This is a genomic window from Pseudomonas sp. GW821-FHT02H09 (genome assembly GCF_059421425.1).
Map to the genome: position 1 here is coordinate 25425 of NZ_JBWKVA010000034.1, position 20868 is coordinate 46292.

Genomic DNA, 20868 nt, shown 5'->3' on the forward strand with positions numbered 1-20868 from the left:
TATTGGCCGCGAAGCTTTTGACCTACGGTGCCGCAGGCAGCAGAAACCGTGCAATCACCGGCAGATGATCAGATATACGCAGCGTGTCGTCCTGCCTCACCTGAGCCTCAACCCGTTTGATCCGCGGGCTATAAAACAGGTAGTCGACGGTCCGGTCCGGGCCGCTGAGGGCCGGGTCATTGGGGTAGTGGGTCAGCCATTGCTCGCGGTCGATGCCACCGGCTTCGTTGTTGGCAGGGATCATCGGGTACTTGTCCCAGAGCACATGCAGCGCGCTGTCGACGGAGTAGGGCGCGCGCTGCTGGGGATCGAGGCGCTGATACTGGCCCAGCGGCAACAGGTTGAAATCGCCGCCGATCAACCACGGCGTACCCTGACGTTCGAATGTGTCGAGCACCCTGGCGGTCTCCGTCACTTGCTGTTGCGGCGTGTCGTCAGGCTGAGCCGGTCGGTCCAGGTGGGTATTGAGTACTGCCATTTGCCCACCGTCGCTCAACGGCAGATAACTTACCAGCAGCGCGTTTTTCGGCTGGAATTGACTACTGATGAGATTGGCCGGTGCTTGCGGTAATTGCAGGCGTTCGGCGTGTGCGATCCGATAGCGGCTCAATGTCGCCAGTTGTCGGCCGACACTGCCGAAAATGTGCGGCTCGGGAACGAAGTCAGCCTTCCAGTCGAAGGCATAGGTGCTGCACGGGTAAAGGTCGGTCAGACGCTCGCGGAGCAGTTTTAGCTGGTCTTGATAATCGCTGGCTTTGGCGCCGTCATCCAGTTCTTGCAGCAGGACGATATCCGGCTGCTCATCGCGAATCACTCGTGCGACTTCATCGAGGCTGAAGGCCATATCTTCGGCTGTGGGGGTTTCGTCGTCGCCTTGGGCCAGGTCGTTCCAGAATACGTAGCGTTTTCCCGCCAGGTACTGGACGTTCCAGGTCATCACCTTGAGCGCCTGGCCGGGCACCAGGGTCGGTGTCTGGGCGCTGCAGCTGACAGGTATTTGCTCCTTGGCGTCCGGGCGCCAGGTCAAACTGTAGATCAGCGCTGACAAAAGGCCGGCGATCAGCAGCAGGCCCAGCAGGGTATAACGCAGTAGACGGGTCATCGGCTCGGCTTATAGCGTTGCAGGATTAAGCCCGAGCATACCCGAGAGCAGGTCAGACCCCAAGACCAGGCCTGTCAGCGCGTTTTATCGATTCTTGTCGGTGGCTTCGCTGATCAACATGAACAGGCGAAACAGCACCACGCTGGTAAAGAGTTGCAGAAAACTGTGGGCGCTTTCGATCAACAGTGCCAGTACCGGGTTTTGTGGTTCTGGGTAAACCGCAAGGCTTGCGCCCTTGAGTAGCCACAGCGGGCCCATCACACACAGAATGCAGACCAGGATGCGCAGGAAGTGCCCGCGGGTCAGGCGAAAGCTCTCCTTGATGGCCGCCAGCGGTTGCAGGCCTCGCAGGACCAACAGGTACTCGGCAAAGGCCAGTGTCACCATCAGCCACAAACCTGGCAGGAAATACAGCGACAGGCCAAGCAGGATCAGCAGTGTATTGATCGCTGTCAGCAACGCGAACCTGGGCCACAGGCTGGCAGACATCGCCAGCAGATCACGGGTTCGTGGCGATTCGCCACGGCTGCGCGCATCCAGAAAAAGAATCAGCGCAGCGGTGTACAGTGGATAGATCAACAGCCCGACGATCACGCTATAACCGGGGAAAGCATCCGGGCCCTGGGCGTTATCGACCAGTTGCTGGATCAGTGCCTCAAGCACCACCAACGGCAGGCACAGCGGAATGATCCGGCCCAGGTTGCGCTTAAAGAAATACAAAGAGTCGCGGAGCACTTCTAACGGATTCATGGGTCGCTATCGCAGGTAAAAAGCAGTTCGACACTTTAACCGATGCAGCGCCCCTGCGAGCAAACGTAAACGTTAGGTAAAGGCCATTGAAACGGCCCGTAATAACCCCATTACTGGTGTGCACCTTCTCCACAACGGAAAGGGCAACGATTTTTCCGGCAATCTAACGAGGTCGCCATGAACAGCGAAGAACAAACCCTGATCGATGGACTGTTTTCACGGCTGCAGCAAGCCGAAACGGACTCAGCCCCGCGCGATGCCCTGGCCGAGGCGCGGATCAAGGAGCACCTGGCTCGCCAGCCTGCGGCGGGGTATTTCATGACCCAGGCGATTCTGGTGCAAGAGGCGGCGATCAAAAGCCTCGACGAACAGAACAAACAGCTCACTCAGCAAAACCAGCAGCTGCAAGCTGAACTGCAGCAAGCCAGATCCCAGGCAGCGGCGCCTGCTCCGGCACCAAGCAGCGGTGGCGGCGGTTTCCTGTCGAGCATCTTCGGTGGCGGTTCCCGTGATTCGCAACCAGCCCCAAGCGCTCCGGCCTCGACTGGCGGTGGCTGGCGTGAGCCGGCGCGGCCTTCGTTCAATACTCAGCCGGGTGTGGCGCCACAGCAAAATTTTGGTGCCCCGCAACAGAACTACGCGCCACCACAGCAACAGGCTCCGGCCGCAGCCGGCAGCAGCTTCCTGGGCGGCGCCTTGAAAACCGCGGCCGGTGTGGCCGGTGGTGTGATGCTTGCGCAAGGTATCAGCAGCCTGTTCCACAGCAATCAGCAGCCGCAGGAAATTGTCGAAGTCATCAAGGAAGAACCTGCGCAGGTCAATGACAAAAGCAATGACAACGACGACCAACGTATGGTCAGTAACGATTCCTATGGCAATGACCAAGGCGGGTTTACCGACGCCGACTACAGCGATGACAGCTCATCGTTCTTCGACGACGACGATTCCTTCGTCTGATGCACCATTCGTCCGGGGCGCTATAGCGCCCCAGACCGATTATTCGCGGAAATTTCCTTCTGGCTGGCATACTGGGCGACTTTTCAGGTCTTGTACTTGATCAATTGCCTGCGCGCGTCTGCGCCATGAGGATTTACGGTGAAAAAAATCGCTGTGTTCGCCGATGTCCAGAACCTCTACTACACCGTGCGCCAGGCTTACGGCTGCCACTTCAACTACGCCGCCCTGTGGGCTGATATCAGCCAGCGCGGGCAGATCGTCGAGGCCTACGCCTACGCCATCGATCGTGGCGACAGCAAGCAACAGCAGTTCCAGCAGATCCTGCGCAACATTGGTTTCACCGTAAAACTCAAACCCTACATCCAGCGCAGCGATGGCTCGGCCAAGGGCGACTGGGACGTGGGCATCACCATCGATATCATGGACGCCGCCTCTCATGTCGACGAAGTGGTGTTGGCGTCCGGTGATGGTGATTTCGACATGCTGCTTGAACGCATCATCAATAAACACGGTGTTGAAGCCGTCGCTTACGGCGTCCCTGGCTTGACTGCCAACTCATTGATACGCGCCGCCAGCCGCTACGTGCCGATCGAAGGCGCGTTGCTGCTTAAAAACTGAGATTGATTACTTTTTGACGGAGTTGGAACAGGTTTGGAACGGATAGCGGTCATCGACTTTGAAACCACCGGGATCTCCCCGAGCAGCACCTGCCGGGCTACGGAAATTGCCGTGGTGATTCTTGAGCAAGGACGCATCGTCGAGCGTTACCAAAGCCTGATGAACGCCGGCGTGCGGGTCCCGGCCTTCATCGAAAGCCTGACCGGCATCAGCAATGCCATGCTGCGCACTGCACCGTCTGCCGAACAGGTGATGAACGAAGTCAACGAATTCGTCGGCACGACACCGCTGTTGGCCCACAATGCCGCGTTCGACCAGAAGTTCTGGGACTACGAGCTGGGGCGAATCAAACGTACACGGTTGCAGAACTTTGCCTGCTCCCTGTTACTCGCCCGGCGCCTGATGCCGGCCGCACCCAATCACAAACTCGGCACCCTCACCACGTTCGCCAAACTGCCCCACACCGGCCAGGCTCACCGAGCCATGGCCGACGCCGAAATGGCCGCTAACCTCACCGCGCATCTGGCCCGGGAACTTCGTCAGCGACATGGCTTGCGGGAGTTGTCTCATGATCTGCTGTGCAGCTTGCAGAAAGTCCCTGCGGCGAAGATCAATGAGCATCTCAAGCGCCATCGCGGGTTTTAAAGTTCAGCGTTGATCCTGCCGGCCTCTTCACGGCATAGGTATCTACATATCTCTAAAGGTTAGAACTCCCGTAGCAGCTGTCGAGTAGAACGAGGCAGCGTCCGAGGGCGGAGTCCTCGTAAAACCTGCGCGCGCGGTTTATCTGAAACACCGAGGTGCAGGGTTTTACGGCTGCTTCGCAGCCGGACGCAGCCTCGTTCTACTCGACAGCTGCTACGCCCTGCCAAGCATCAAGAAATGTGTAGATACCTATGCTCTTTGCGGCAGACGGTAGAGCATTCACCCACCATTCTTGCCATTACTCTCCAACTGCCCCAGCGGCACACGCTTTTCTATCGCGCTGGAGAGCACGATCGAGGTTTTGCTGAACCCGAACTGGGCGATGCGGTTGATCAGTTCTTCGAGTTCCGGCATTGAGCCGACGGCGGCCTGCATGATGACGCAGGGGTCGCCGGTGACTCGGTGGCATTCGGTCAGTTGCGGGATTTTGATCAGTTCATCGTAGGATTTCTGGCTGCCGTGGCGGCTCAGTCGTAGTTCGATGACGCACTGGATCGGCAGGCCGACCTTGGTCATGTCGACCTTTGCCTGGTAGCCGGTAATCACCCCACTGGTTTCCAGTTTTGCCACGCGCTCGGCCACAGCCGGCGCGGACAGGTTGACCTTGCGCGCCAGTTCCGCATACGAGGCCCGGCCGTTTTCCAGGAGTGCACTGAGGAGCATGCGGTCGTATTTATCCATCATTCGGCTCCTGAAATGCATAACTTTCGAAAGCACGGTTTATAGCTGTGATCTCCATGTTTTGAAAAGTGTACGGGCGCTATAAAAAGGTTTTGTAACTTAAATTCCGCCCGATAGCTTTCTAAAATAGCGCTCCCCTATCCAGTCTTCGAGCGTTCCATGTCTGCCATCGAGCTTTCCGTGCCTGGCCCACGGCGTTTTCCGTTACAGCTGGTGGGTGCCTTTTTCGCGTTGTATGTGATTTGGGGATCGACTTATCTGGTGATTCGAATCGGTGTGCAATATTGGCCACCGCTGATGCTCGGCGGGATTCGTTTTATCATCGCCGGGACCTTGATGTACGGCTTCCTGCGCTGGCGCGGAGTACCGGCGCCGACCTGGTCGCAATGGCGGGCGGCGGGGATGATCGGCATCTTGCTGCTGAGTGTGGGTAACGGCGCGGTGAGTGTTGCCGAACATATCGGTGTGGCCTCCGGGGTCGCGGCGTTGGCGGTGGCGACGGTGCCGCTGTTCACCTTGCTTTGCGGCTACTTCTGGGGCGCGCGCAACACCCGTCTGGAGTGGGCCGGGATCGTGCTCGGACTGGTTGGCATTGCCATGCTCAACCTCGGTTCCAACTTGCAGTCGAGCCCGTTGGGCGCGGTGTTGCTGGTGTCTGCGGCAGCGGCCTGGGCTTTCGGCTCGGTCTGGAGCAAACACTTGCCGCTGCCACAAGGGGCGATGGCCAGCGCTGCAGAAATGTTGGTGGGCGGCGTGGTGCTGTTGATCGGCAGCGCGCTGAGCGGTGAGCATCTGGACAGCTTGCCGCCTGTCGAGGGCTGGGTTGCTTTGGCCTATTTGATTGGCTTCGGCTCGATCATCGCCTTCAACGCCTATATGTACCTGCTGAAAAACGTCCGCCCGGCGGCTGCGACCAGCTACGCCTATGTCAACCCGGCGGTGGCAGTGCTGCTGGGGATCGTCTTTGCCGGCGAAAGCATCGGCATCGCAGAGTCCCTGGCGATGGCGGTGATCATCAGTGCTGTAGTGTTGATTGGCTTGCCGCAGTGGCGCAGGCAGAAACCGGCTTGATTTAGGGTAAACTGCGGCGCATTGCACACATGCGCTGACATTTCCCTACGGTACCCCCCCATGACTTTCGCCACTCTTGGCCTGATCGAACCCTTGCTGCGCGCCCTTGAGACGCTCGGTTACCAGACCCCGACGCCGGTTCAGGTGCAAGCCATCCCTGCGGTGCTGGCCGGTCGCGACTTGATGGCCGCGGCCCAGACCGGCACCGGCAAGACCGCCGGTTTTGCCGTGCCGCTGTTGCAGTTGCTGGCCATGGAAGGGCCGAAGGTCAGCAGTAACTCAGTGCGCGCGCTGATTCTGGTGCCGACCCGCGAGCTTGCCGAACAGGTTCACGAGAGTGTTCGCCAATACGCCGAACACCTGCCGTTGAGCACCTATGCGGTGTACGGCGGTGTCAGCATCAACCCGCAGATGATGAAGCTGCGCAAGGGTGTTGACCTGTTGGTAGCGACCCCGGGCCGCTTGCTCGACCTGTATCGGCAGAACGCGCTCAAGTTCAACCAGCTGCAAACCCTGGTCCTCGATGAAGCCGACCGTATGCTCGACCTTGGATTTTCCGAAGAGCTGCGGGACATTTACAAAGCCTTACCGAAGAAACGTCAGACACTGTTGTTCTCCGCGACCTTCTCCGATGCGATCCGCCTGCTGGCCGGGCAAATGCTCAATGATCCGCTGAGCATCGAAGTCAGCCCGCGCAACGTCGCCGCCAACACCGTCAAGCAATGGGTGGTGACGGTGGACAAGAAGCGCAAGCCGGAACTGTTCAGCCACTTGTTGCGCAAAAATCGCTGGAAGCAGGTGCTGGTGTTCGCCAAGACCCGCAACGGCGTCGACCAACTGGTGGAAAAACTCCAGGGCCTGGGCGTGAATGCCGACGGTATTCATGGCGACAAACCCCAGGCTACTCGCCAGCGTGCGCTGGACCGGTTCAAGGCCAGCGAGATTCAGATTCTGGTAGCCACCGACGTGGCAGCCCGTGGTCTGGATATCGAAGACTTGCCGCTGGTGGTGAACTTCGACCTGCCGATCGTTGCTGAGGATTACATCCACCGTATCGGCCGTACCGGTCGTGCGGGTGCTACCGGCGAGGCGATTTCGCTGGTTTGCGCTGATGAAGTGAATTTGCTGTCGGCTATCGAAATGTTGACCCGTCAGACGTTGACTCGTCATGAAGAGCAGGACTTCGAACCCGAGCACCGTGTGCCGGACACCGATGCCAGCGGCCAGGTTATCAAGAAACCGAAAAAGCCGAAGAAGCCCAAAGTCTCCGGTGGCGGCAAGCGTAACCTGGGCAAGTGGGTGGACAGCGGTGAAGTGGCGGTTGAAGCACCGGCGATCAAGCCTGTGCGTAAGGTGCCGGTGTTCAACACCGGACCGCGCAAGCGTAAGCCTTAAGCCCGACTGAACCCGAGATCGTTCCCACGCGTGGGAACGATCAAAAAATCACGGTCAGGCATTTCACGACCGCTGCGCGCTCGAACGCAGGCTTCGCCAGCTGCTACAGAAGCTTTCAGCGGTGCGCTTGTAACCACTCCAGCATCCCCAACCCCGCCGCTCGGCCACTGGCAAAGCAGGCGGTGAGCAGATAGCCGCCCGTCGGCGCTTCCCAGTCGAGCATCTCCCCGGCACAAAACACTCCGGGCAGTTGCTTGAGCATCAGGCTTTCATTCATCGCTTCGAACGGCACGCCACCAGCGCTGCTGATGGCTTCGTCCAGAGGGCGGGTTTTCACCAATGTCAGGGGCAGGGCCTTTATTGCTTTGGCCAGCTGCACCGGATCAGCGAAGCATTCAGCGGGCGTTAGTTCGCGCAGCAAGGCGGCTTTCACGCCGTCGATGCCGAGTTGACTGTGCAGGTGTTTGGCCATCGAGCGTGAACCACGAGGCTTGGTCAGCGCTGTTTGAATCTTGTCGAGGGTTTTTCCCGGCAACAGGTCCAGGTGAATGGTCGCCGAGCCGCTTTGAGTGATGGCTTGGCGGATCGGTGCAGACAGGGCATAGATCAAACTGCCCTCGATGCCAGTGGCGGTAATCACGCATTCGCCCAGACGCGGCACGTCATCATTCAGGCCAATAGCGATGTTCTTCAGCGGTGCGCCAGCGAACTTGCTGCGCATCAGGGCACTCCAGGCGGTTACCTCGAAACCGCAATTGCTGGGTTGCAGCGGTGCAAGGCTGATGCCGCGCTGTTCCAGCAGAGGTAACCAGGCGCCGTCCGAACCCAGGCGCGCCCAACTGGCACCGCCAAGGGCCAGCAGCAGGGCATCGGTTTGCAGGGCTTTTTCACCTTCCGGGCTGTCGATTCTCAGGCTGGCGTCGTTATTCCAGCCGAGCCAGCGGTGACGGGTGTGGATAACTACGCCCGTGTCGCGCAGGCGTTTAAGCCAGGCACGCAGCAGGGGCGCGGCCTTCATGTCGGTTGGAAACACTCGGCCGGAACTGCCGACAAAAGTTTCGATCCCCAATTCATGAATCCATTGGCACAGCGCTTCGGCGCCGAATGCACGCAGCAGTGGGGCGATTTGTGGTGCCCGCTCGGCATAGCGCGAGAGAAACGCCGGGTAGGCTTCGGAATGCGTGATGTTCATACCGCCGACGCCGGCCAGCAGAAACTTGCGACCCACGGAGGGCATGCCGTCGTACAACTCGACCTTGATTCCAGCCTGGCTCAGTACTTCGGCCGCCATCAAACCGGCAGGGCCGCCGCCGATGATGGTGACGTGACGCAGGAGGTTGGCGGAGGATTGGGTCATGGTTTGAGCTGCGGTTCGGCGGAATAAGCCGGGCATTCTATCAGCACAATCGAGGTACGCCCGCGAAGCTTTTAGCTGATTAAAAAACGCACAGTGCTCTGAAGGCTATACAGTCTGTGGCCTGTAGGTCCTTTCACTCAGGTTATCCACAGGCAGTTCCACAGGCATTGTGGGTAAAGCATCCACAACTCAGTGACAACCTGATGACTCCCAGACTCGCTGCGCGCTGTGATGAAGAATGCCATGGCGTCGCGCCAAGGCTTTACGGTCCTTGCTGTAACCACCGCCAATCACCCCGACCACCGGGATGTCCCGCCCCAGGCAGTGACGCATCACGCTTTCATCACGAGCGGCGACGCCTTGGTCGGTCAGCTTGAGGTAGCCCAGAGCGTCATCTTTATGCACATCTACCCCGGCGTCATACAGCACCAGGTCCGGCTTGTAGAGCGGCAGTAGATAGCTTAACGCATCGTCGACCACGTTGAGATAGTCCGCATCGCCCATGCCCATCGGCAGCGCAATATCCCAATCGCTTTGGGCTTTACGCGCCGGAAAATTCTTTTCGCAATGCAGGGAAACGGTTACTGCGTCCGGCGTGTCTTCCAGAATGCGTGCAGTCCCGTCGCCTTGATGCACGTCGCAATCAAAAATTAATACTCGCCCCACCCGACCGCTTTCCAGCAGATAGCGGCTGATTACCGCCAGGTCATTAAAAATACAGAATCCCGCCGGATGATCGTAATGGGCGTGATGGGTGCCGCCGGCCAGATGGCAGGCCAGCCCGTGTTCCAGCGCTTGCTCGGCGGCCAGCAGCGAGCCGCCGACCGCACGCACGGTGCGTCGGGCCAGTGCTTCGCTCCAGGGCAGGCCGAGGCGCCGCTGGTCTTCGCGGGACAACTCGCCGCCCATATAGCGTTCGATATACCCAGGGTCATGAGCCAGGGCGAGAATGTCCGGCGGGCACAGTTGCGGGCGCAACAGCTCGGGATCGCGGGTCAGACCGCTGTCCACCAGGTGATCGCGCAGCAGGCGAAACTTGTCCATGGGGAAGCGATGTTCCGCCGGAAATTCGGGGCTGTAGTCTTCGTGGTAGATCAGCGGCAGGGACATGGCAGATTCATCTAGGAAGGCATGTAGGAATAAATGAAGGATCCTACCAGCGATGTAGACTTGCGGCATGGAAACGGAGGGGCATGATGGAGCCGATACTGGAACTTGAGAGCGCGCGGCTGCTGTTGCGTCAGTGGCGCGATGAGGATTTGCCGGAATTTGCGGTCATGTGTGCCGATCCTCAGGTCATGCGTTATTTTCCGGCGCCCTTGAGTCGTCTGCAAAGCGCGGCATTGATCGGGCGAATACGCGGCCATTTTGCCGAATATGGCTTCGGCCTGTGGGCGCTGGAGCGTAAGGACACCGGGGCGTTTATCGGTTTTACCGGGCTCGGCGTGGTGGGGTTCGATGCACCGTTTACCCCGGCGACCGAAATCAGCTGGCGTCTGGCCCGCGAGCATTGGGGGTTGGGGTATGCCAGCGAAGCGGCCTGGACCGTTCTGCGTTGCGGCTTTGACCGGTTGGCGCTGAAGGAAGTCGTGGCATTTACCACCGCTGCCAATCAGCTGTCGCAGAAAGTCATGCAGGCGATCGGCATGCAACACGACCCGGTGGCCGATTTCGAGCATCCGAAGCTCGGCAGCGATGATCCATTGCGCCACCATGTGCTGTACCGCATCAGCCGTGAACAATGGTTGGAAACCTTGCATGGATAAGCCTGCCCGGACGTTTACAATGTGTCCCTAGTTGGCTCGGGCCAAAAACTGAATCGACCGCTGCAGCCAAGACTGCGCGGCATTGCTCTTTGTGAGGAGAGTCTGAATGAGCCATGTACTGGATGATCTGGTCGACCTGTTGACCCTGGAACCGATCGAAGAAAACCTTTTTCGCGGTCGTAGCCAGGATCTGGGTTTCCGCCAGTTGTTCGGCGGTCAGGTACTCGGCCAATCGTTGTCGGCGGCCAGCCAGACCGTAGAAGAAGCGCGCCATGTGCATTCGATGCATGGTTATTTTCTGCGCCCTGGCGATGCCGGTTTGCCGGTGGTTTATCAGGTTGATCGAGTGCGCGATGGCGGCAGTTTCAGTACCCGTCGTGTCACGGCGATCCAGAAGGGCAATCCGATCTTCACCTGCAGCGCGTCGTTCCAGTACGACGAAGAAGGTTTCGAGCACCAGCAGCAGATGCCGCAAGTGGTCGGCCCGGAAAATCTGCCGTCGGAACTGGAGATCACCCAGCAGAGCGCGCACCTGATTCCGGAACACATGCGTGAAAAGCTGCTGTGCCCCAAGCCGATCGAAGTGCGCCCGGTGACGGAAAAAGACCCCTACAACCCGCAACCCGGCGACCCGATCAAATACGTGTGGTTTCGGGCTGACGGCACCTTGGCCGACTCGCCGGCGCTGCACAAATACCTGCTGGCTTATGCGTCGGACTTCGGTTTGCTGACCACTGCCATGCTGCCCCACGGCAAGTCGGTCTGGCAAAAGGACATGCAAGTCGCCAGCCTCGACCATGCGCTGTGGTTCCACGGCGACCTGCGCGCCGATGATTGGCTGCTGTACGCGATGGACAGTCCATGGGCCGGAAATTCTCGTGGTTTTTCCCGGGGCAGTGTGTTCAATCGTGCCGGGCAACTGGTGGCGTCGGTCACTCAGGAAGGCTTGATTCGTCACCGCAAGGATTGGGCATGAGTCTCTCCGAGGTACGGTACTGGGTGTTCGACATGGACGGCACGCTGACAATTGCCGTGCATGACTTCGTGGCGATCCGCGAGGCGCTGGCGATTCCCGCTCAAAGCGACATTCTGACCCACCTCGCCGCGCTGCCTGCCGATGAGTGCGCGGCCAAACATGCCTGGTTGCTCGAACACGAACGGGATCTGGCGCTGGGCTCCCGGCCTGCGCCCGGCGCGGTGGAGTTGGTGCGGGAACTGGCGGGGCGCGGCTATCGTCTCGGCATCCTGACCCGCAACGCCCGTGAGCTGGCCCACGTGACCCTGGAGGCAATCGGCCTGGCGGACTGCTTCGCGGTGGAGGATGTGCTGGGCCGCGATGAAGCCCCGCCAAAACCTCATCCGGGTGGTTTGCTGAAACTGGCGCAAGCCTGGGATGTGGCGCCGAGCGAGTTGGTGATGGTCGGAGATTATCGCTTTGACCTGGATTGCGGTCGGGCGGCTGGAGCGCGGACGGTGTTGGTTAACTTGCCGGATAATCCGTGGCCGGAGTTGACGGATTGGCATGCGCAGGATTGTGTGGCGTTGCGGCAAATGTTGTCCGTTTGAGGCCCAATCGCGGGCAAGCCTCGCTCCTACAGGTTTGGTGTCGATCACAATGGTGTGTGGTTCGACATGGCCCTTGTAGGAGCAGGGGGGGGCCGCAATAGAGGTATTACGGCTTGACCAGTCGCGCATCCAGACTGTTCTGGGCCAGGCGCTTTGCCTGGTCCTGTGTCATACCAAGATGGGTGTACAGCGCGTGGAAGTTCTCGGTGACGTAACCGCCGAAATACGCCGGATCATCCGAGTTCACCGTGACCTTGACGCCACGCTCAAGCATGTCGAGGATGTTGTGCTTTGACATGTCGTCGAACACGCAAAGCTTGGTGTTGGACAATGGGCAGACGGTCAGCGGAATCTGCTCGTCGATAATCCGCTGCATCAGACGTTCATCTTCGATGGCGCGCACACCATGGTCGATACGCTGAATTTTCAGCAGGTCGATGGCTTCCCAGATGTACTCGGGCGGGCCTTCTTCACCGGCATGGGCGACGGTCAGGAAGCCTTCGTTGCGGGCACGATCAAACACGCGCTGGAACTTGCTCGGCGGGTGGCCCATCTCTGAACTGTCGAGGCCGACGGCGATAAACGCATCGCGGAATGGCAACGCCTGATCAAGGGTTTTCTCGGCTTCTTCTTCGCTCAAATGACGCAGGAAACTGAGGATCAGCCCGCTGGTGATGCCCAGCTGGTGCTCGCCATCTTTCAGCGCGCTGGCGATACCGTTGAGCACCACTTCGAACGGCACACCACGGTCGGTGTGGGTTTGCGGGTCGAAGAACGGTTCGGTGTGAATCACGTTCTGCGCCTTGCAGCGCAACAGGTAAGCCCAGGTCAGGTCATAGAAGTCCTGAGACGTGCGCAGTACATCAGCACCCTGGTAATAGAGATCGAGAAACTCTTGCAGGTTGTTGAAGGCGTAAGCCTTGCGCAGGGTTTCGACGTCGTCCCACGGCAGGGCGATCTTGTTGCGTTCGGCCAGGGCGAACAGCAGCTCAGGCTCCAGCGAGCCCTCCAGGTGCAGGTGCAGTTCTGCCTTGGGCAGGGCGTTCAGCCAGTCGTACATTATCGAATTCTCATCAGGTGCAATGGTGGCATTCTACAGGTCGACGCTCAAATATATGGCAAAACCTGACCAATCGGTTCATCACACAGCTTTCCGTTCTCGCCGATAAGCGTAGGTGTCGGCAAAGCGCGACAGCAGGAATTCGGCGCAGGTGGTGGTCGGGTATTTCGCCGGGTTTTGACTGTCCTGGCAACCGGGCAGGCATTCGATGCGCGTATCAGGATGCGGTTCGGCAAAGAACGGCATGGAATAGCGATCAACTCCCCAAGGGCTGATGACCCGGTGCGGCGTCGAGAGATAACGGTCGTTGCTCCAGCGCGCCATCATGTCGCCGAGGTTGACCACGAAAGTACCCTCGATCGGCGGGGCATCGATCCATTCGCCGTGGACGTTGCGTACCTGCAAGCCACCGGCGGCGTCCTGATAGAGCACAGTGATGCAGCCGTAATCGGTGTGGGCGCCTGCGCCCTGTTGCGCTTCGCAACTGGCGGTGTGACGTGGCGGGTAGTGAATCATCCGCAACACGCTGACCGGCTCGACGAAACGCTGATCGAAGAAGTCGCGCTCGATCCCCAGCGCCAGGGCCATGGCCCGTAGCAAGGTTTGGGCGAGGCCTTGCATATCGATGTAGTGCTGTTCCATCAGGCTTTCCCAGCCCGGCAGGTCGGGATGCCGATTGGGGCCGCGCAAGGGTTTCTCCGCCAGCACTTGCGGGTGATCGGCCGGCAGGTGCAAACCCATGTCGAAGGTTTCTTTCAGGTCTCTGGGTTTGTTCGGGTCGAGTTGCTCGGTGGCGATGGCGCCATAGCCGCGATGGTGGCGGGTCTGGGTGATATCGATCTTGAGCTTCTCAACGACCGGCAAGGCGAAGAACTGTTTGGCGCAATCGAGCAATTGGCCGATGCGTGTCGCGGTGATCGGGTGGCCCTTGATATAGAAGAAGCCCCATTCACGGCAGGCGCGGTCGATCTGGTCGGCGACCTCTTGCCAAGCGGTTTGCTCATCGCTGTAGAGCGGGCCGATGTCTATGATCGGAAGTTGGTTCATGTTGCGGTCCTGAAGAGCACCGAAGATCCATTGTGGGAGCAGCCGGTCGACGCTCGATTGCTCGCGATAGCGGACTGACAGTCAACATAAATGCTGAATGTTATGGACTCATCGCGAGCAATCGAGCGTCGACCGGCTGCTCCCACAGGGGAAGTGTCTTTGGTTTGAGGGATTACTTCGGCATATCCGCCTTCATGCCTTCGACGTAATAGTTCATCGACGCCAGCTCGGCATTGCTGGCAGTCACACCTGCCGCCAGTTTCTCTACGCCGGCCTGATCCTTGATCGGCCCGGTGAAGGGGTGAAATTCACCGCTCTTGATATGGCTGATGATCTGCTCGGCTTCAGCCTTCACCTCGGCCGGCACCACATCACTGATTGGTAGTTCAACCGTGCCTTCTTTCAAACCGCCCCAATAGTCCTGGGATTTCCAGCGATGGTCGATCACGCTTTGGGTCGCCTGAACATAGTGTGGCCCCCAGTTGTTGACGATGGAGGTCAGCACCGCTTTGGGCCCGAAGTGCGCCATGTCCGAGGCATAGCCCACCGCATACACGCCACGACGTTCGGCCGCCTGAATCGGTGCCGGGCTGTCGGTGTGCTGGAACACGACGTCCACGCCCTGATCGATCAGGGCGTTGGCGGCGTCAGCCTCTTTGCCCGGATCGAACCAGGAGTTGACCCACACCACTTTGATCTCGGTGCCCGGGTTGTATTTGTTCAGAGCCAGTTGGATGGCGTTGATGTCGCGGATGACCTCCGGAATCGGGAAGGAGGCGACGTAGCCGATTTTTTTGCTCTTGGTCATTTTTGCCGCGAGGAAGCCGCCGACATACCGCCCCTCGTAAGTGCGCGCCAGGTAGGTGCCGAGGTTCTTGTCCTGCTTGTAGCCGGTGGCATGTTCGAAGGTCACGTTGGGAAATTGTCTGGCGACCTTCAGTGTCGGGTTCATGTAGCCGAAGGATGTGGTGAAAATCATGTCGTACTTGTCCTTGGCCATATTGCGGATCACTCGCTCGGCATCCGCGCCTTCGGCCACGTTCTCGACGAAGTTGGTGGTGACCTGATCGCCGAATTTTTCCACTAACGCCTTACGGCCTTGTTCATGCTGATAAGTCCAGCCATGGTCACCAATCGGACCGATATAGACGAAGCCGACTTTCAACGGATCAGTCGCACTGGCAGCCAGGCTGGCGCTCAGGCCAATGGCCGCTGCAACGGCGCACAGCAGCTTCTTCAACGGACGTGCATGCATGAATTCGAACTCCATTTTGTTGTGAGGGTTGGCTGGGCTCAAAGGCTTGAGCAGCTCAATGCAAATAGCTGACCAACAAGACAACAAAATGCCGGATGGCGCATTCCTGTGGGAGCGGGCTGACCGGTGAAGGGGAGTGTATGAACACAGCAAGAACCAAGGCAGTGCACCCCTGCAAGCTCATGCCTGCCACTGGTGCGCCAGGGCTTTGAAAGCATCGCGGGCAAGCCTTGCTCCTACGGATCGCATGTACCCGTAGGAGCGAGGCTTGCCCGCGATAAGATTGATCAAACGCCGCTAATCAACTGCCTGGCCGCCTGACTGTGGTCGGCAATCAACCCCTTCAAATCAAGCCCTTCAACCTGCCCATCGATCACCCGCCATTTACCGCCAATCATCACCCGATCCGCCCTGTCCGCGCCGCACAGCAATAGCGCCGACAGCGGGTCATGGCTGCCGGAGAAACGCAGCTCATCGAGTTTGAACAACGCCAGATCCGCCTGCCTGCCCACCGCCAGTTCACCGATATCGGTGCGCCCGAGCAGTTGCGCCGAACCGCGTGTGGCCCAGCCGAGCACTAACTCGGGGGTGATCTTTTCCGCGCCGTAGCGCAGGCGTTGCAGGTACAACGCCTGGCGGGTCTCGAGGATCATGTTCGATGCATCGTTTGAGGCCGAGCCATCCACACCCAAACCCAGCGGCGCACCTGCTGCGATCAAGTCCAGCGTCGGGCAAATGCCTGAAGCCAGGCGCATATTGGAGCTAGGGCAATGGCAGATGCCGGTACCGGCCGCGCCCAGACGGGCGATTTCATCAGGGTTGAAATGAATGCCATGGGCCAGCCAGGTGCGCGGTCCGAGCCAGCCGACGCTGTCCAGATAATCCGCGGTGCGCAGGCCGAAGCGTTGCAGGCAGAAGTCTTCTTCGTCGAGGGTTTCGGCAAGGTGAGTGTGCAGACGCACGTCGAGTGTATTGGCCAGTTCCGCGCTGGCCGACATGATTTGCGGCGTGACGGAAAATGGCGAGCAGGGTGCCAGAGCAATCTGGATTTGCGCGCCGTCGCCGCGTTCGTGGTACTCGGCAATCAGCCGCTGGCTATCGGCGAGAATCACTTCACCCTGCTGCACAGTCTGTTGCGGCGGCAACCCGCCGTCGGCTTCACCCAGGCTCATCGAGCCACGGGTAAGCATCGCGCGCATGCCCAGTTCGCGAACGCTCTGGACTTGCACATCAATGGCATTTTCCAGACCTTCGGGAAACAGGTAATGGTGATCGGCCGCCGTTGTACAGCCAGACAGCAGCAACTCGGCCAAAGCGACTTTTGTCGCCAGCGCCAACTTTTCCGGGGTCAGGCGAGCCCAGACCGGATAGAGGGTTTTCAACCAGGGGAACAACGGCTGATTGACCACCGGCGCCCAGGCGCGGGTCAGGGTTTGATAGAAGTGGTGATGGGTGTTGATCAGCCCGGGAAGGATCACATGCTCGCGAGCATCGAAGACTTGTCCACAGGCAGTGGTCGGTTGTTGCCCTATACCGAGCACTTCGACGATCAAACCGTCTTGCAGCACCAGGCCGCCACGGGCATCGAGCGCGTTGGCAGTGAAAATGGCCAGGGGGGTTTTTAACCAGATACGGGTCGCAGGCATTGGCCGGCTCCTCTGAAAAATGGGTTCAGGTTCGCCAGCTCAGTGTTGCCCTGTCTGCTGATCCAGGGTCGCCGGGGAGGGCGAAGTGCAGAGTTTACTCACATATTTGGTCGGCTACATAGGGCCGCTGATCTACCGATGAATTACCAGGGAATTGTCTCGCCTCTGTAGTTCACAAAATGATGCCCGCCTTTACCCGCGTAAGTATTCACCTGCTCGATCAACCCACGGGTGCTGGTCTCGACATCGATGTCCGCACCTTCACCGCCCATATCGGTTTTCACCCAGCCCGGATGCAACGACAGTACAGTCATTTTCTGCTCGCCCAACTGAGTGACGAAGCTGTTGGTCATGGAGTTCAAGGCGGCTTTGCTGGCCTTGTACAGCGCCAGTTCCGGCGCATCGGGCATGGTCACGCTGCCGAGTACCGAACTCATGAACGCCAGCACACCGCTGTCCGGGCGAATCTGGCCGATGAAGCGCTGAGCCAGATTGATCGGGGCCACGGCGTTGGTGAAGAACAACTGTCCAACCTCGGCGAGGGTTGCATTGCCTGGGGTCTGATCATCCGGTCCTTTGACGCCGGCGTTGACGAACAGCAAGTCGAACACCTGGCCCTTCAGCCGTTGGCTCAGGGCGATGACGGCTTGCTGATCATCCATGTCCAGTTGCTCGATCCGGACGTTACCCAATGCCTGCAAGGCCTCGGCTTTCTGCAGATTGCGCACGGTGGCGGTGACTTGCCAGCCGTCGGCCAGCAAGCGTTGTACCAGACCGAGGCCCAAACCACGGGAGGCGCCGATGATTAATGCGTTTTTTGCAGCGTTCATAAACGGGTTCCTTTGGAAAAGAGGATCACGGTCTTAATGGGCAACTCTGCCTGAGCCGTAGTTGTAACTCCTGGCGTAGCTCACCGAGTTCGGCGATGCGGGTTTCGATCAGGCTCAGTTTGTCTTGCAGCAACCGGGTCACGGCGCTGTCAGGGTCTTTGGCCTGCCACAGCGAGGCCACACTACTACCGATTTCGCCGAGGCTGAAGCCCAGGCGTTGGGCGGTCTTGATGTAGAGCACCAGTTGCACCATCTCGGCCGGATAGTCGCGGTAACCGTTGGCGCTGCGTTGGGCGGCGATCAATCCCCGTTGCTCGTAAAAGCGCAGGGTGTCGCGGCTGACGGCGCTGGCCTGGGCTAATTCACCGATACGCATCTTGAAGACTCTTTGAGGTTTGACCCTGGAGCATACTCCAGGCTTTAGCCTGCGTGCTCCCTGAATAAATGGAGACGCCTCAATGTGGACTGCAAGCCAATACCGTCAACTGGTTCGTGCGAGCGGCTGGTACGACTTGCTCGTGACCGTCGCTTTCGTCACCCCCTGGAGTTTTATGGCGCTACACGGGTTGATGCTGAGTCTTTCCCGGATATTCAATCTATCTGGTGAACTGCCGCCGTTCGAACCGATGCACATGCTGATGGCCAATCTGTTGGGCTCGATCGTTTGCGTCTGGTCGGTGTTACGGATTTGTGATCCGCAGCAAGCGTTCGGCCGCTATGACGCAGCCGGACGGTTTTTGTTCGCAACGTGGCAGATCTATGCCCTGGCCCACGGCGCCAGCTCATTGCTGGCGGTTTTCCTGTTCTTCGAACTGGCGTGGGGCGTTGCACAGTTGTTGCCGGTCAAGCATCTCGCAGATGACCGAAGCCCCCGTAGCAGCCTGCGTTCGGCTACGAAGTAGTCGTAAAGGCCATAACGCGATTCTGGACGAAATTCGAGTCGTCAGGATTACGACCGCTTCGCGGCCGAACGCAGGCTTCGCCAGCTGCTACGAAGAGCCTGCTGTTCCAGGCAGAACCTAATGCCCCGCCTGCCACGGCTGCCCTAACGAAACCGGTGCGTACAAGCGTGTTCGCAGCGCGTTCCGCGACAGCAGCACCAACACCAGAATGGTCGCGGCATAGGGCAGCATCGCCAGCAGGTTCGAAGGGATCGCCAGCCCCAAGCCTTGGGCAACCAGGTGCAAGATGCTGGCGAGCCCGAACAGGTAAGCGCCCAGCAGCAAACGCCATACGCGCCAACTGGCAAACACCACTAGCGCCAGGGCAATCCAGCCACGGCCGGCGCTCATGTTCTCCGCCCACATCGGTGTATAGGCCAGTGACAGATAGGCACCGGCCAACCCGGCCATGGCACCACCGAACAGCACCGCCAGTGTGCGCACACCAAGCACCGGCAATCCCATGGCGCTGGCAGCGTCCGGATTTTCCCCGACGGCCTGAACGATCAGGCCTACACGGCTTTTCAGAATCGCCCAAGCCACCAGCGCAAACAGCGCGAATGACAGATAGACCAACAGATCCTGAGCAAACAGCATCCGCCCGATCAGCGGGATCTCACTCAGAAAAGGAATCGCCACTGGCTCGAAACCCGCCAGCGGCTTGCCAACCCAGGCCGCACCGACAAAGCTCGAAAGGCCGACGCCAAAGATAGTCAGCGCCAGCCCGGTCGCCACCTGATTGGCGTTGAACACCAGCGCCACCAAGGCAAACAGCGTCGACAGCAACATACCGGCGAGCACCGCCAGCAACACGCCGAGCCAGAGGTTACCGGTGCTCAAGGCGACGATAAAACCGATCACCGCGCCGAACAGCATCATGCCTTCCTGACCGAGGTTGAGGACGCCGCTTTTTTCGCAGATCAGTTCACCCAAGGCCACCAACAGCAGCGGCGTGCCGCAGCGGACCATGGCGTAGAAAATATTACTCAGCAGATCGATATCCATCACAGGGCTCCAACGCGTTCAGAGGTGGTCGAGGAGCGCCGTGCCCAGCGCAGGTTAAGGCGCGGGCGGTAGAGAATCAGCACATCACTGGCGAGCAGAAAAAACAGCATCATGCCCTGGAACAATTGGGTGATCGCCTGCGGCAGGTTAAGGCTCATCTGCGCGCTCTCGCCGCCGATGTACAGCAGCGCCATCAGCAGGCTGGAAAACAAAATGCCGATGGGATTCAGCCGGCCAAGAAATGCCACAGTGATCGCCGCGTAGCCATAACCGGGCGATACCTGCGGCACCAGTTGTCCGATCGGCCCGGTGACTTCGCAAACGCCAGCCAGCCCCGCCAATCCACCGCTGATCAACAGCGCGAGCCAGATCAGCCGCTTCTCGCGAAAACCAACGAAACCTGCGGCGCGCTTGTCCAGGCCGAGCACCTTGATTTGAAAACCGACAAAACTCTTGTGCAGCAGCACCCAAACGGCAACCAGCGCCAGCAGGGCGAAATACACCCCGGCATGCACTCGGCCGTCCTCCAGCAATAGTGGTAAACGGCTGGCCTCGCCGAACATTGCCGATTCCGGGAAGTTGAAGCCGGCCGGGTCCTTCAGCGGCCCGTGGACGCAGAACAGCAGCAGGTTCAGGGCGATGTAATTGAGCATGATGCTGGTGAGGATTTCATTGGCGTTGAACCGCGTGCGCAGCCATGCCGTCAACCCGGCCCAGGCAGCACCGGCCAGCGTGCCGATCATCAGGATTGACACCAGCGCCCAGCGACTTTGCACATTGATGATATTCACTGCCAGTGCACTGCCGGCCAGAGCGCCGAGCAGCAACTGACCTTCCGCGCCGATGTTCCAGATCCGCGCTTGATACGCCACCGCCAGACCCAACGCACACAGCAGAATCGGCAAGGCTTTGACCAACAGCTCAGAGACGCCATACAGGTCACTGATCGGCGCAATCAACAAGGTGTGCAAGGTCATCAAAGGGTCGTGACCGAGGGCAATAAACAGCAGCGAGCCACAAGCCAGGGTCAACGTTGCGGCAAGTAGCGGCGAGCACCACAGCATCAGGCGCGATTGCTGGCCACGGGGTTCGAGAGAAAGCAGCATGTGAAACTCC

General features: G+C 59.3%; 22 protein-coding genes. 9 read left to right on the top strand and 13 right to left on the bottom strand.

The annotated features are described in order from the left end of the window. Positions 1–22: 22 nt before the first annotated feature. Positions 23–1102: an endonuclease/exonuclease/phosphatase family protein gene (locus tag AC07VR_RS30230; protein ID WP_495013472.1), complete on the bottom strand. Its 1080-nt coding sequence runs from the start codon at positions 1100–1102 to the stop codon at positions 23–25. An 84-nt stretch (positions 1103–1186) separates the two neighbouring features. Beyond that, positions 1187–1852: a YciC family protein gene (locus tag AC07VR_RS30235; protein WP_494995055.1), complete on the bottom strand. Its 666-nt coding sequence runs from the start codon at positions 1850–1852 to the stop codon at positions 1187–1189. Positions 1853–2029: 177 nt separating this feature from the next. Here AC07VR_RS30235 and AC07VR_RS30240 point away from each other — a divergent pair, with 177 nt between their 5' ends. The 3 genes from AC07VR_RS30240 to AC07VR_RS30250 all read left to right on the top strand — a co-directional run bounded on the left by AC07VR_RS30240 (position 2030) and on the right by AC07VR_RS30250 (position 4072). After that, positions 2030–2809 (top strand): DUF2076 domain-containing protein, encoded by a 780-nt coding sequence (locus AC07VR_RS30240; RefSeq protein WP_494995056.1) that lies wholly within the window; start codon positions 2030–2032, stop codon positions 2807–2809. A gap of 138 nt (positions 2810–2947) precedes the next feature. Further along, a complete protein-coding gene (locus AC07VR_RS30245; protein WP_494995057.1) occupies positions 2948–3427 on the top strand; it encodes a LabA-like NYN domain-containing protein in 480 nt (159 codons plus the stop codon). Between the two features lie 33 nt (positions 3428–3460). Continuing rightward, positions 3461–4072, top strand: a complete 612-nt coding sequence (locus tag AC07VR_RS30250) for a 3'-5' exonuclease (RefSeq protein WP_494995058.1) — start codon at positions 3461–3463, stop codon at positions 4070–4072. A 279-nt stretch (positions 4073–4351) separates the two neighbouring features. On the opposite strand, the gene AC07VR_RS30255 is transcribed toward AC07VR_RS30250, so the two are convergent. Then, the gene (locus AC07VR_RS30255) at positions 4352–4813 is read right to left on the bottom strand and encodes an Lrp/AsnC family transcriptional regulator (protein WP_494995059.1); all 462 of its coding nucleotides are present in this window, start codon (positions 4811–4813) and stop codon (positions 4352–4354) included. Between the two features lie 180 nt (positions 4814–4993). On the opposite strand from AC07VR_RS30255, the gene yedA reads away from it, so the two are divergent. Both yedA and rhlE1 read left to right on the top strand, forming a co-directional pair. Then, on the top strand, positions 4994–5884 hold the full coding sequence (yedA, locus tag AC07VR_RS30260) for a drug/metabolite exporter YedA (RefSeq protein WP_494995087.1): 891 nt from the start codon (positions 4994–4996) through the stop codon (positions 5882–5884). Between the two features lie 60 nt (positions 5885–5944). After that, complete coding sequence (gene rhlE1 / locus AC07VR_RS30265; RefSeq protein ID WP_495013473.1) at positions 5945–7279, top strand: RNA helicase RhlE1; 1335 nt, start codon at positions 5945–5947, stop codon at positions 7277–7279. 115 nt (positions 7280–7394) lie between these two features. On the opposite strand, the gene AC07VR_RS30270 is transcribed toward rhlE1, so the two are convergent. Both AC07VR_RS30270 and AC07VR_RS30275 read right to left on the bottom strand, forming a co-directional pair. Beyond that, a complete protein-coding gene (locus AC07VR_RS30270) occupies positions 7395–8636 on the bottom strand; it encodes a TIGR03862 family flavoprotein (RefSeq protein ID WP_495013474.1) in 1242 nt (413 codons plus the stop codon). Between the two features lie 189 nt (positions 8637–8825). Further along, complete coding sequence (locus AC07VR_RS30275; protein WP_494995062.1) at positions 8826–9746, bottom strand: histone deacetylase family protein; 921 nt, start codon at positions 9744–9746, stop codon at positions 8826–8828. Between the two features lie 86 nt (positions 9747–9832). On the opposite strand from AC07VR_RS30275, the gene AC07VR_RS30280 reads away from it, so the two are divergent. The 3 genes from AC07VR_RS30280 to AC07VR_RS30290 all read left to right on the top strand — a co-directional run bounded on the left by AC07VR_RS30280 (position 9833) and on the right by AC07VR_RS30290 (position 11968). Beyond that, positions 9833–10402 (top strand): GNAT family N-acetyltransferase, encoded by a 570-nt coding sequence (locus tag AC07VR_RS30280; protein ID WP_495013484.1) that lies wholly within the window; start codon positions 9833–9835, stop codon positions 10400–10402. A 106-nt stretch (positions 10403–10508) separates the two neighbouring features. Next, positions 10509–11378 (top strand): acyl-CoA thioesterase II, encoded by an 870-nt coding sequence (gene tesB, locus AC07VR_RS30285; RefSeq protein ID WP_494995064.1) that lies wholly within the window; start codon positions 10509–10511, stop codon positions 11376–11378. Continuing rightward, positions 11375–11968 (top strand): HAD family hydrolase, encoded by a 594-nt coding sequence (locus tag AC07VR_RS30290; protein WP_494995065.1) that lies wholly within the window; start codon positions 11375–11377, stop codon positions 11966–11968. The genes tesB and AC07VR_RS30290 overlap by 4 nt, the downstream gene beginning before the upstream one ends. A gap of 106 nt (positions 11969–12074) precedes the next feature. Here AC07VR_RS30290 and AC07VR_RS30295 read toward each other — a convergent pair whose 3' ends face one another. From AC07VR_RS30295 to AC07VR_RS30320, 6 genes are all read right to left on the bottom strand, one after another. After that, positions 12075–13028, bottom strand: coding sequence for an adenosine deaminase (locus tag AC07VR_RS30295; protein ID WP_494995066.1), 954 nt, complete (start codon positions 13026–13028; stop codon positions 12075–12077). Between the two features lie 81 nt (positions 13029–13109). Continuing rightward, positions 13110–14075 (bottom strand): 2-oxoglutarate and iron-dependent oxygenase domain-containing protein, encoded by a 966-nt coding sequence (locus tag AC07VR_RS30300; RefSeq protein ID WP_495013475.1) that lies wholly within the window; start codon positions 14073–14075, stop codon positions 13110–13112. 172 nt (positions 14076–14247) lie between these two features. After that, on the bottom strand, positions 14248–15330 hold the full coding sequence (locus tag AC07VR_RS30305) for a BMP family ABC transporter substrate-binding protein (protein WP_495013476.1): 1083 nt from the start codon (positions 15328–15330) through the stop codon (positions 14248–14250). A gap of 287 nt (positions 15331–15617) precedes the next feature. Continuing rightward, a complete protein-coding gene (locus AC07VR_RS30310; protein WP_495013477.1) occupies positions 15618–16976 on the bottom strand; it encodes an 8-oxoguanine deaminase in 1359 nt (452 codons plus the stop codon). 143 nt (positions 16977–17119) lie between these two features. Beyond that, the gene (locus tag AC07VR_RS30315) at positions 17120–17806 is read right to left on the bottom strand and encodes an SDR family oxidoreductase (RefSeq protein ID WP_494995070.1); all 687 of its coding nucleotides are present in this window, start codon (positions 17804–17806) and stop codon (positions 17120–17122) included. A 25-nt stretch (positions 17807–17831) separates the two neighbouring features. Further along, entirely contained in the window at positions 17832–18182 is a 351-nt protein-coding gene (locus AC07VR_RS30320) for a MerR family transcriptional regulator (RefSeq protein WP_495013478.1), read from the bottom strand. Between the two features lie 82 nt (positions 18183–18264). Between AC07VR_RS30320 and AC07VR_RS30325 the strand changes: the two genes are divergently transcribed. Then, complete coding sequence (locus AC07VR_RS30325; protein WP_495013479.1) at positions 18265–18708, top strand: hypothetical protein; 444 nt, start codon at positions 18265–18267, stop codon at positions 18706–18708. Positions 18709–18825: 117 nt separating this feature from the next. Here the strand turns inward: AC07VR_RS30325 and AC07VR_RS30330 are convergent, their stop codons facing one another. Next, positions 18826–19752, bottom strand: coding sequence for an ABC transporter permease (locus tag AC07VR_RS30330; protein ID WP_494995073.1), 927 nt, complete (start codon positions 19750–19752; stop codon positions 18826–18828). Then, the gene (locus tag AC07VR_RS30335) at positions 19752–20858 is read right to left on the bottom strand and encodes an ABC transporter permease (protein ID WP_495013480.1); all 1107 of its coding nucleotides are present in this window, start codon (positions 20856–20858) and stop codon (positions 19752–19754) included. The genes AC07VR_RS30330 and AC07VR_RS30335 overlap by 1 nt, the downstream gene beginning before the upstream one ends. Positions 20859–20868 lie beyond the last annotated feature (10 nt).

Bases quoted from the DNA above. Each gene is read 5' to 3' on its own strand.
- AC07VR_RS30280 (WP_495013484.1), top strand. From the start codon at position 9,833: ATGGAGCCGATACTGGAACTTGAGAGCGCGCGGCTGCTGTTGCGTCAG.
- rhlE1 (WP_495013473.1), top strand. From the start codon at position 5,945: ATGACTTTCGCCACTCTTGGCCTGATCGAACCCTTGCTGCGCGCCCTT.
- AC07VR_RS30330 (WP_494995073.1), bottom strand. From the start codon at position 19,752: ATGGATATCGATCTGCTGAGTAATATTTTCTACGCCATGGTCCGCTGC.
- AC07VR_RS30300 (WP_495013475.1), bottom strand. From the start codon at position 14,075: ATGAACCAACTTCCGATCATAGACATCGGCCCGCTCTACAGCGATGAG.
- AC07VR_RS30290 (WP_494995065.1), top strand. From the start codon at position 11,375: ATGAGTCTCTCCGAGGTACGGTACTGGGTGTTCGACATGGACGGCACG.
- AC07VR_RS30235 (WP_494995055.1), bottom strand. From the start codon at position 1,852: ATGAATCCGTTAGAAGTGCTCCGCGACTCTTTGTATTTCTTTAAGCGC.
- AC07VR_RS30335 (WP_495013480.1), bottom strand. From the start codon at position 20,858: ATGCTGCTTTCTCTCGAACCCCGTGGCCAGCAATCGCGCCTGATGCTG.
- tesB (WP_494995064.1), top strand. From the start codon at position 10,509: ATGAGCCATGTACTGGATGATCTGGTCGACCTGTTGACCCTGGAACCG.
- AC07VR_RS30255 (WP_494995059.1), bottom strand. From the start codon at position 4,813: ATGGATAAATACGACCGCATGCTCCTCAGTGCACTCCTGGAAAACGGC.
- AC07VR_RS30305 (WP_495013476.1), bottom strand. From the start codon at position 15,330: ATGCATGCACGTCCGTTGAAGAAGCTGCTGTGCGCCGTTGCAGCGGCC.
- AC07VR_RS30315 (WP_494995070.1), bottom strand. From the start codon at position 17,806: ATGAACGCTGCAAAAAACGCATTAATCATCGGCGCCTCCCGTGGTTTG.
- AC07VR_RS30240 (WP_494995056.1), top strand. From the start codon at position 2,030: ATGAACAGCGAAGAACAAACCCTGATCGATGGACTGTTTTCACGGCTG.
- AC07VR_RS30270 (WP_495013474.1), bottom strand. From the start codon at position 8,636: ATGACCCAATCCTCCGCCAACCTCCTGCGTCACGTCACCATCATCGGC.
- AC07VR_RS30310 (WP_495013477.1), bottom strand. From the start codon at position 16,976: ATGCCTGCGACCCGTATCTGGTTAAAAACCCCCCTGGCCATTTTCACT.
- AC07VR_RS30320 (WP_495013478.1), bottom strand. From the start codon at position 18,182: ATGCGTATCGGTGAATTAGCCCAGGCCAGCGCCGTCAGCCGCGACACC.
- AC07VR_RS30230 (WP_495013472.1), bottom strand. From the start codon at position 1,102: ATGACCCGTCTACTGCGTTATACCCTGCTGGGCCTGCTGCTGATCGCC.
- AC07VR_RS30275 (WP_494995062.1), bottom strand. From the start codon at position 9,746: ATGTCCCTGCCGCTGATCTACCACGAAGACTACAGCCCCGAATTTCCG.
- AC07VR_RS30325 (WP_495013479.1), top strand. From the start codon at position 18,265: ATGTGGACTGCAAGCCAATACCGTCAACTGGTTCGTGCGAGCGGCTGG.
- AC07VR_RS30295 (WP_494995066.1), bottom strand. From the start codon at position 13,028: ATGTACGACTGGCTGAACGCCCTGCCCAAGGCAGAACTGCACCTGCAC.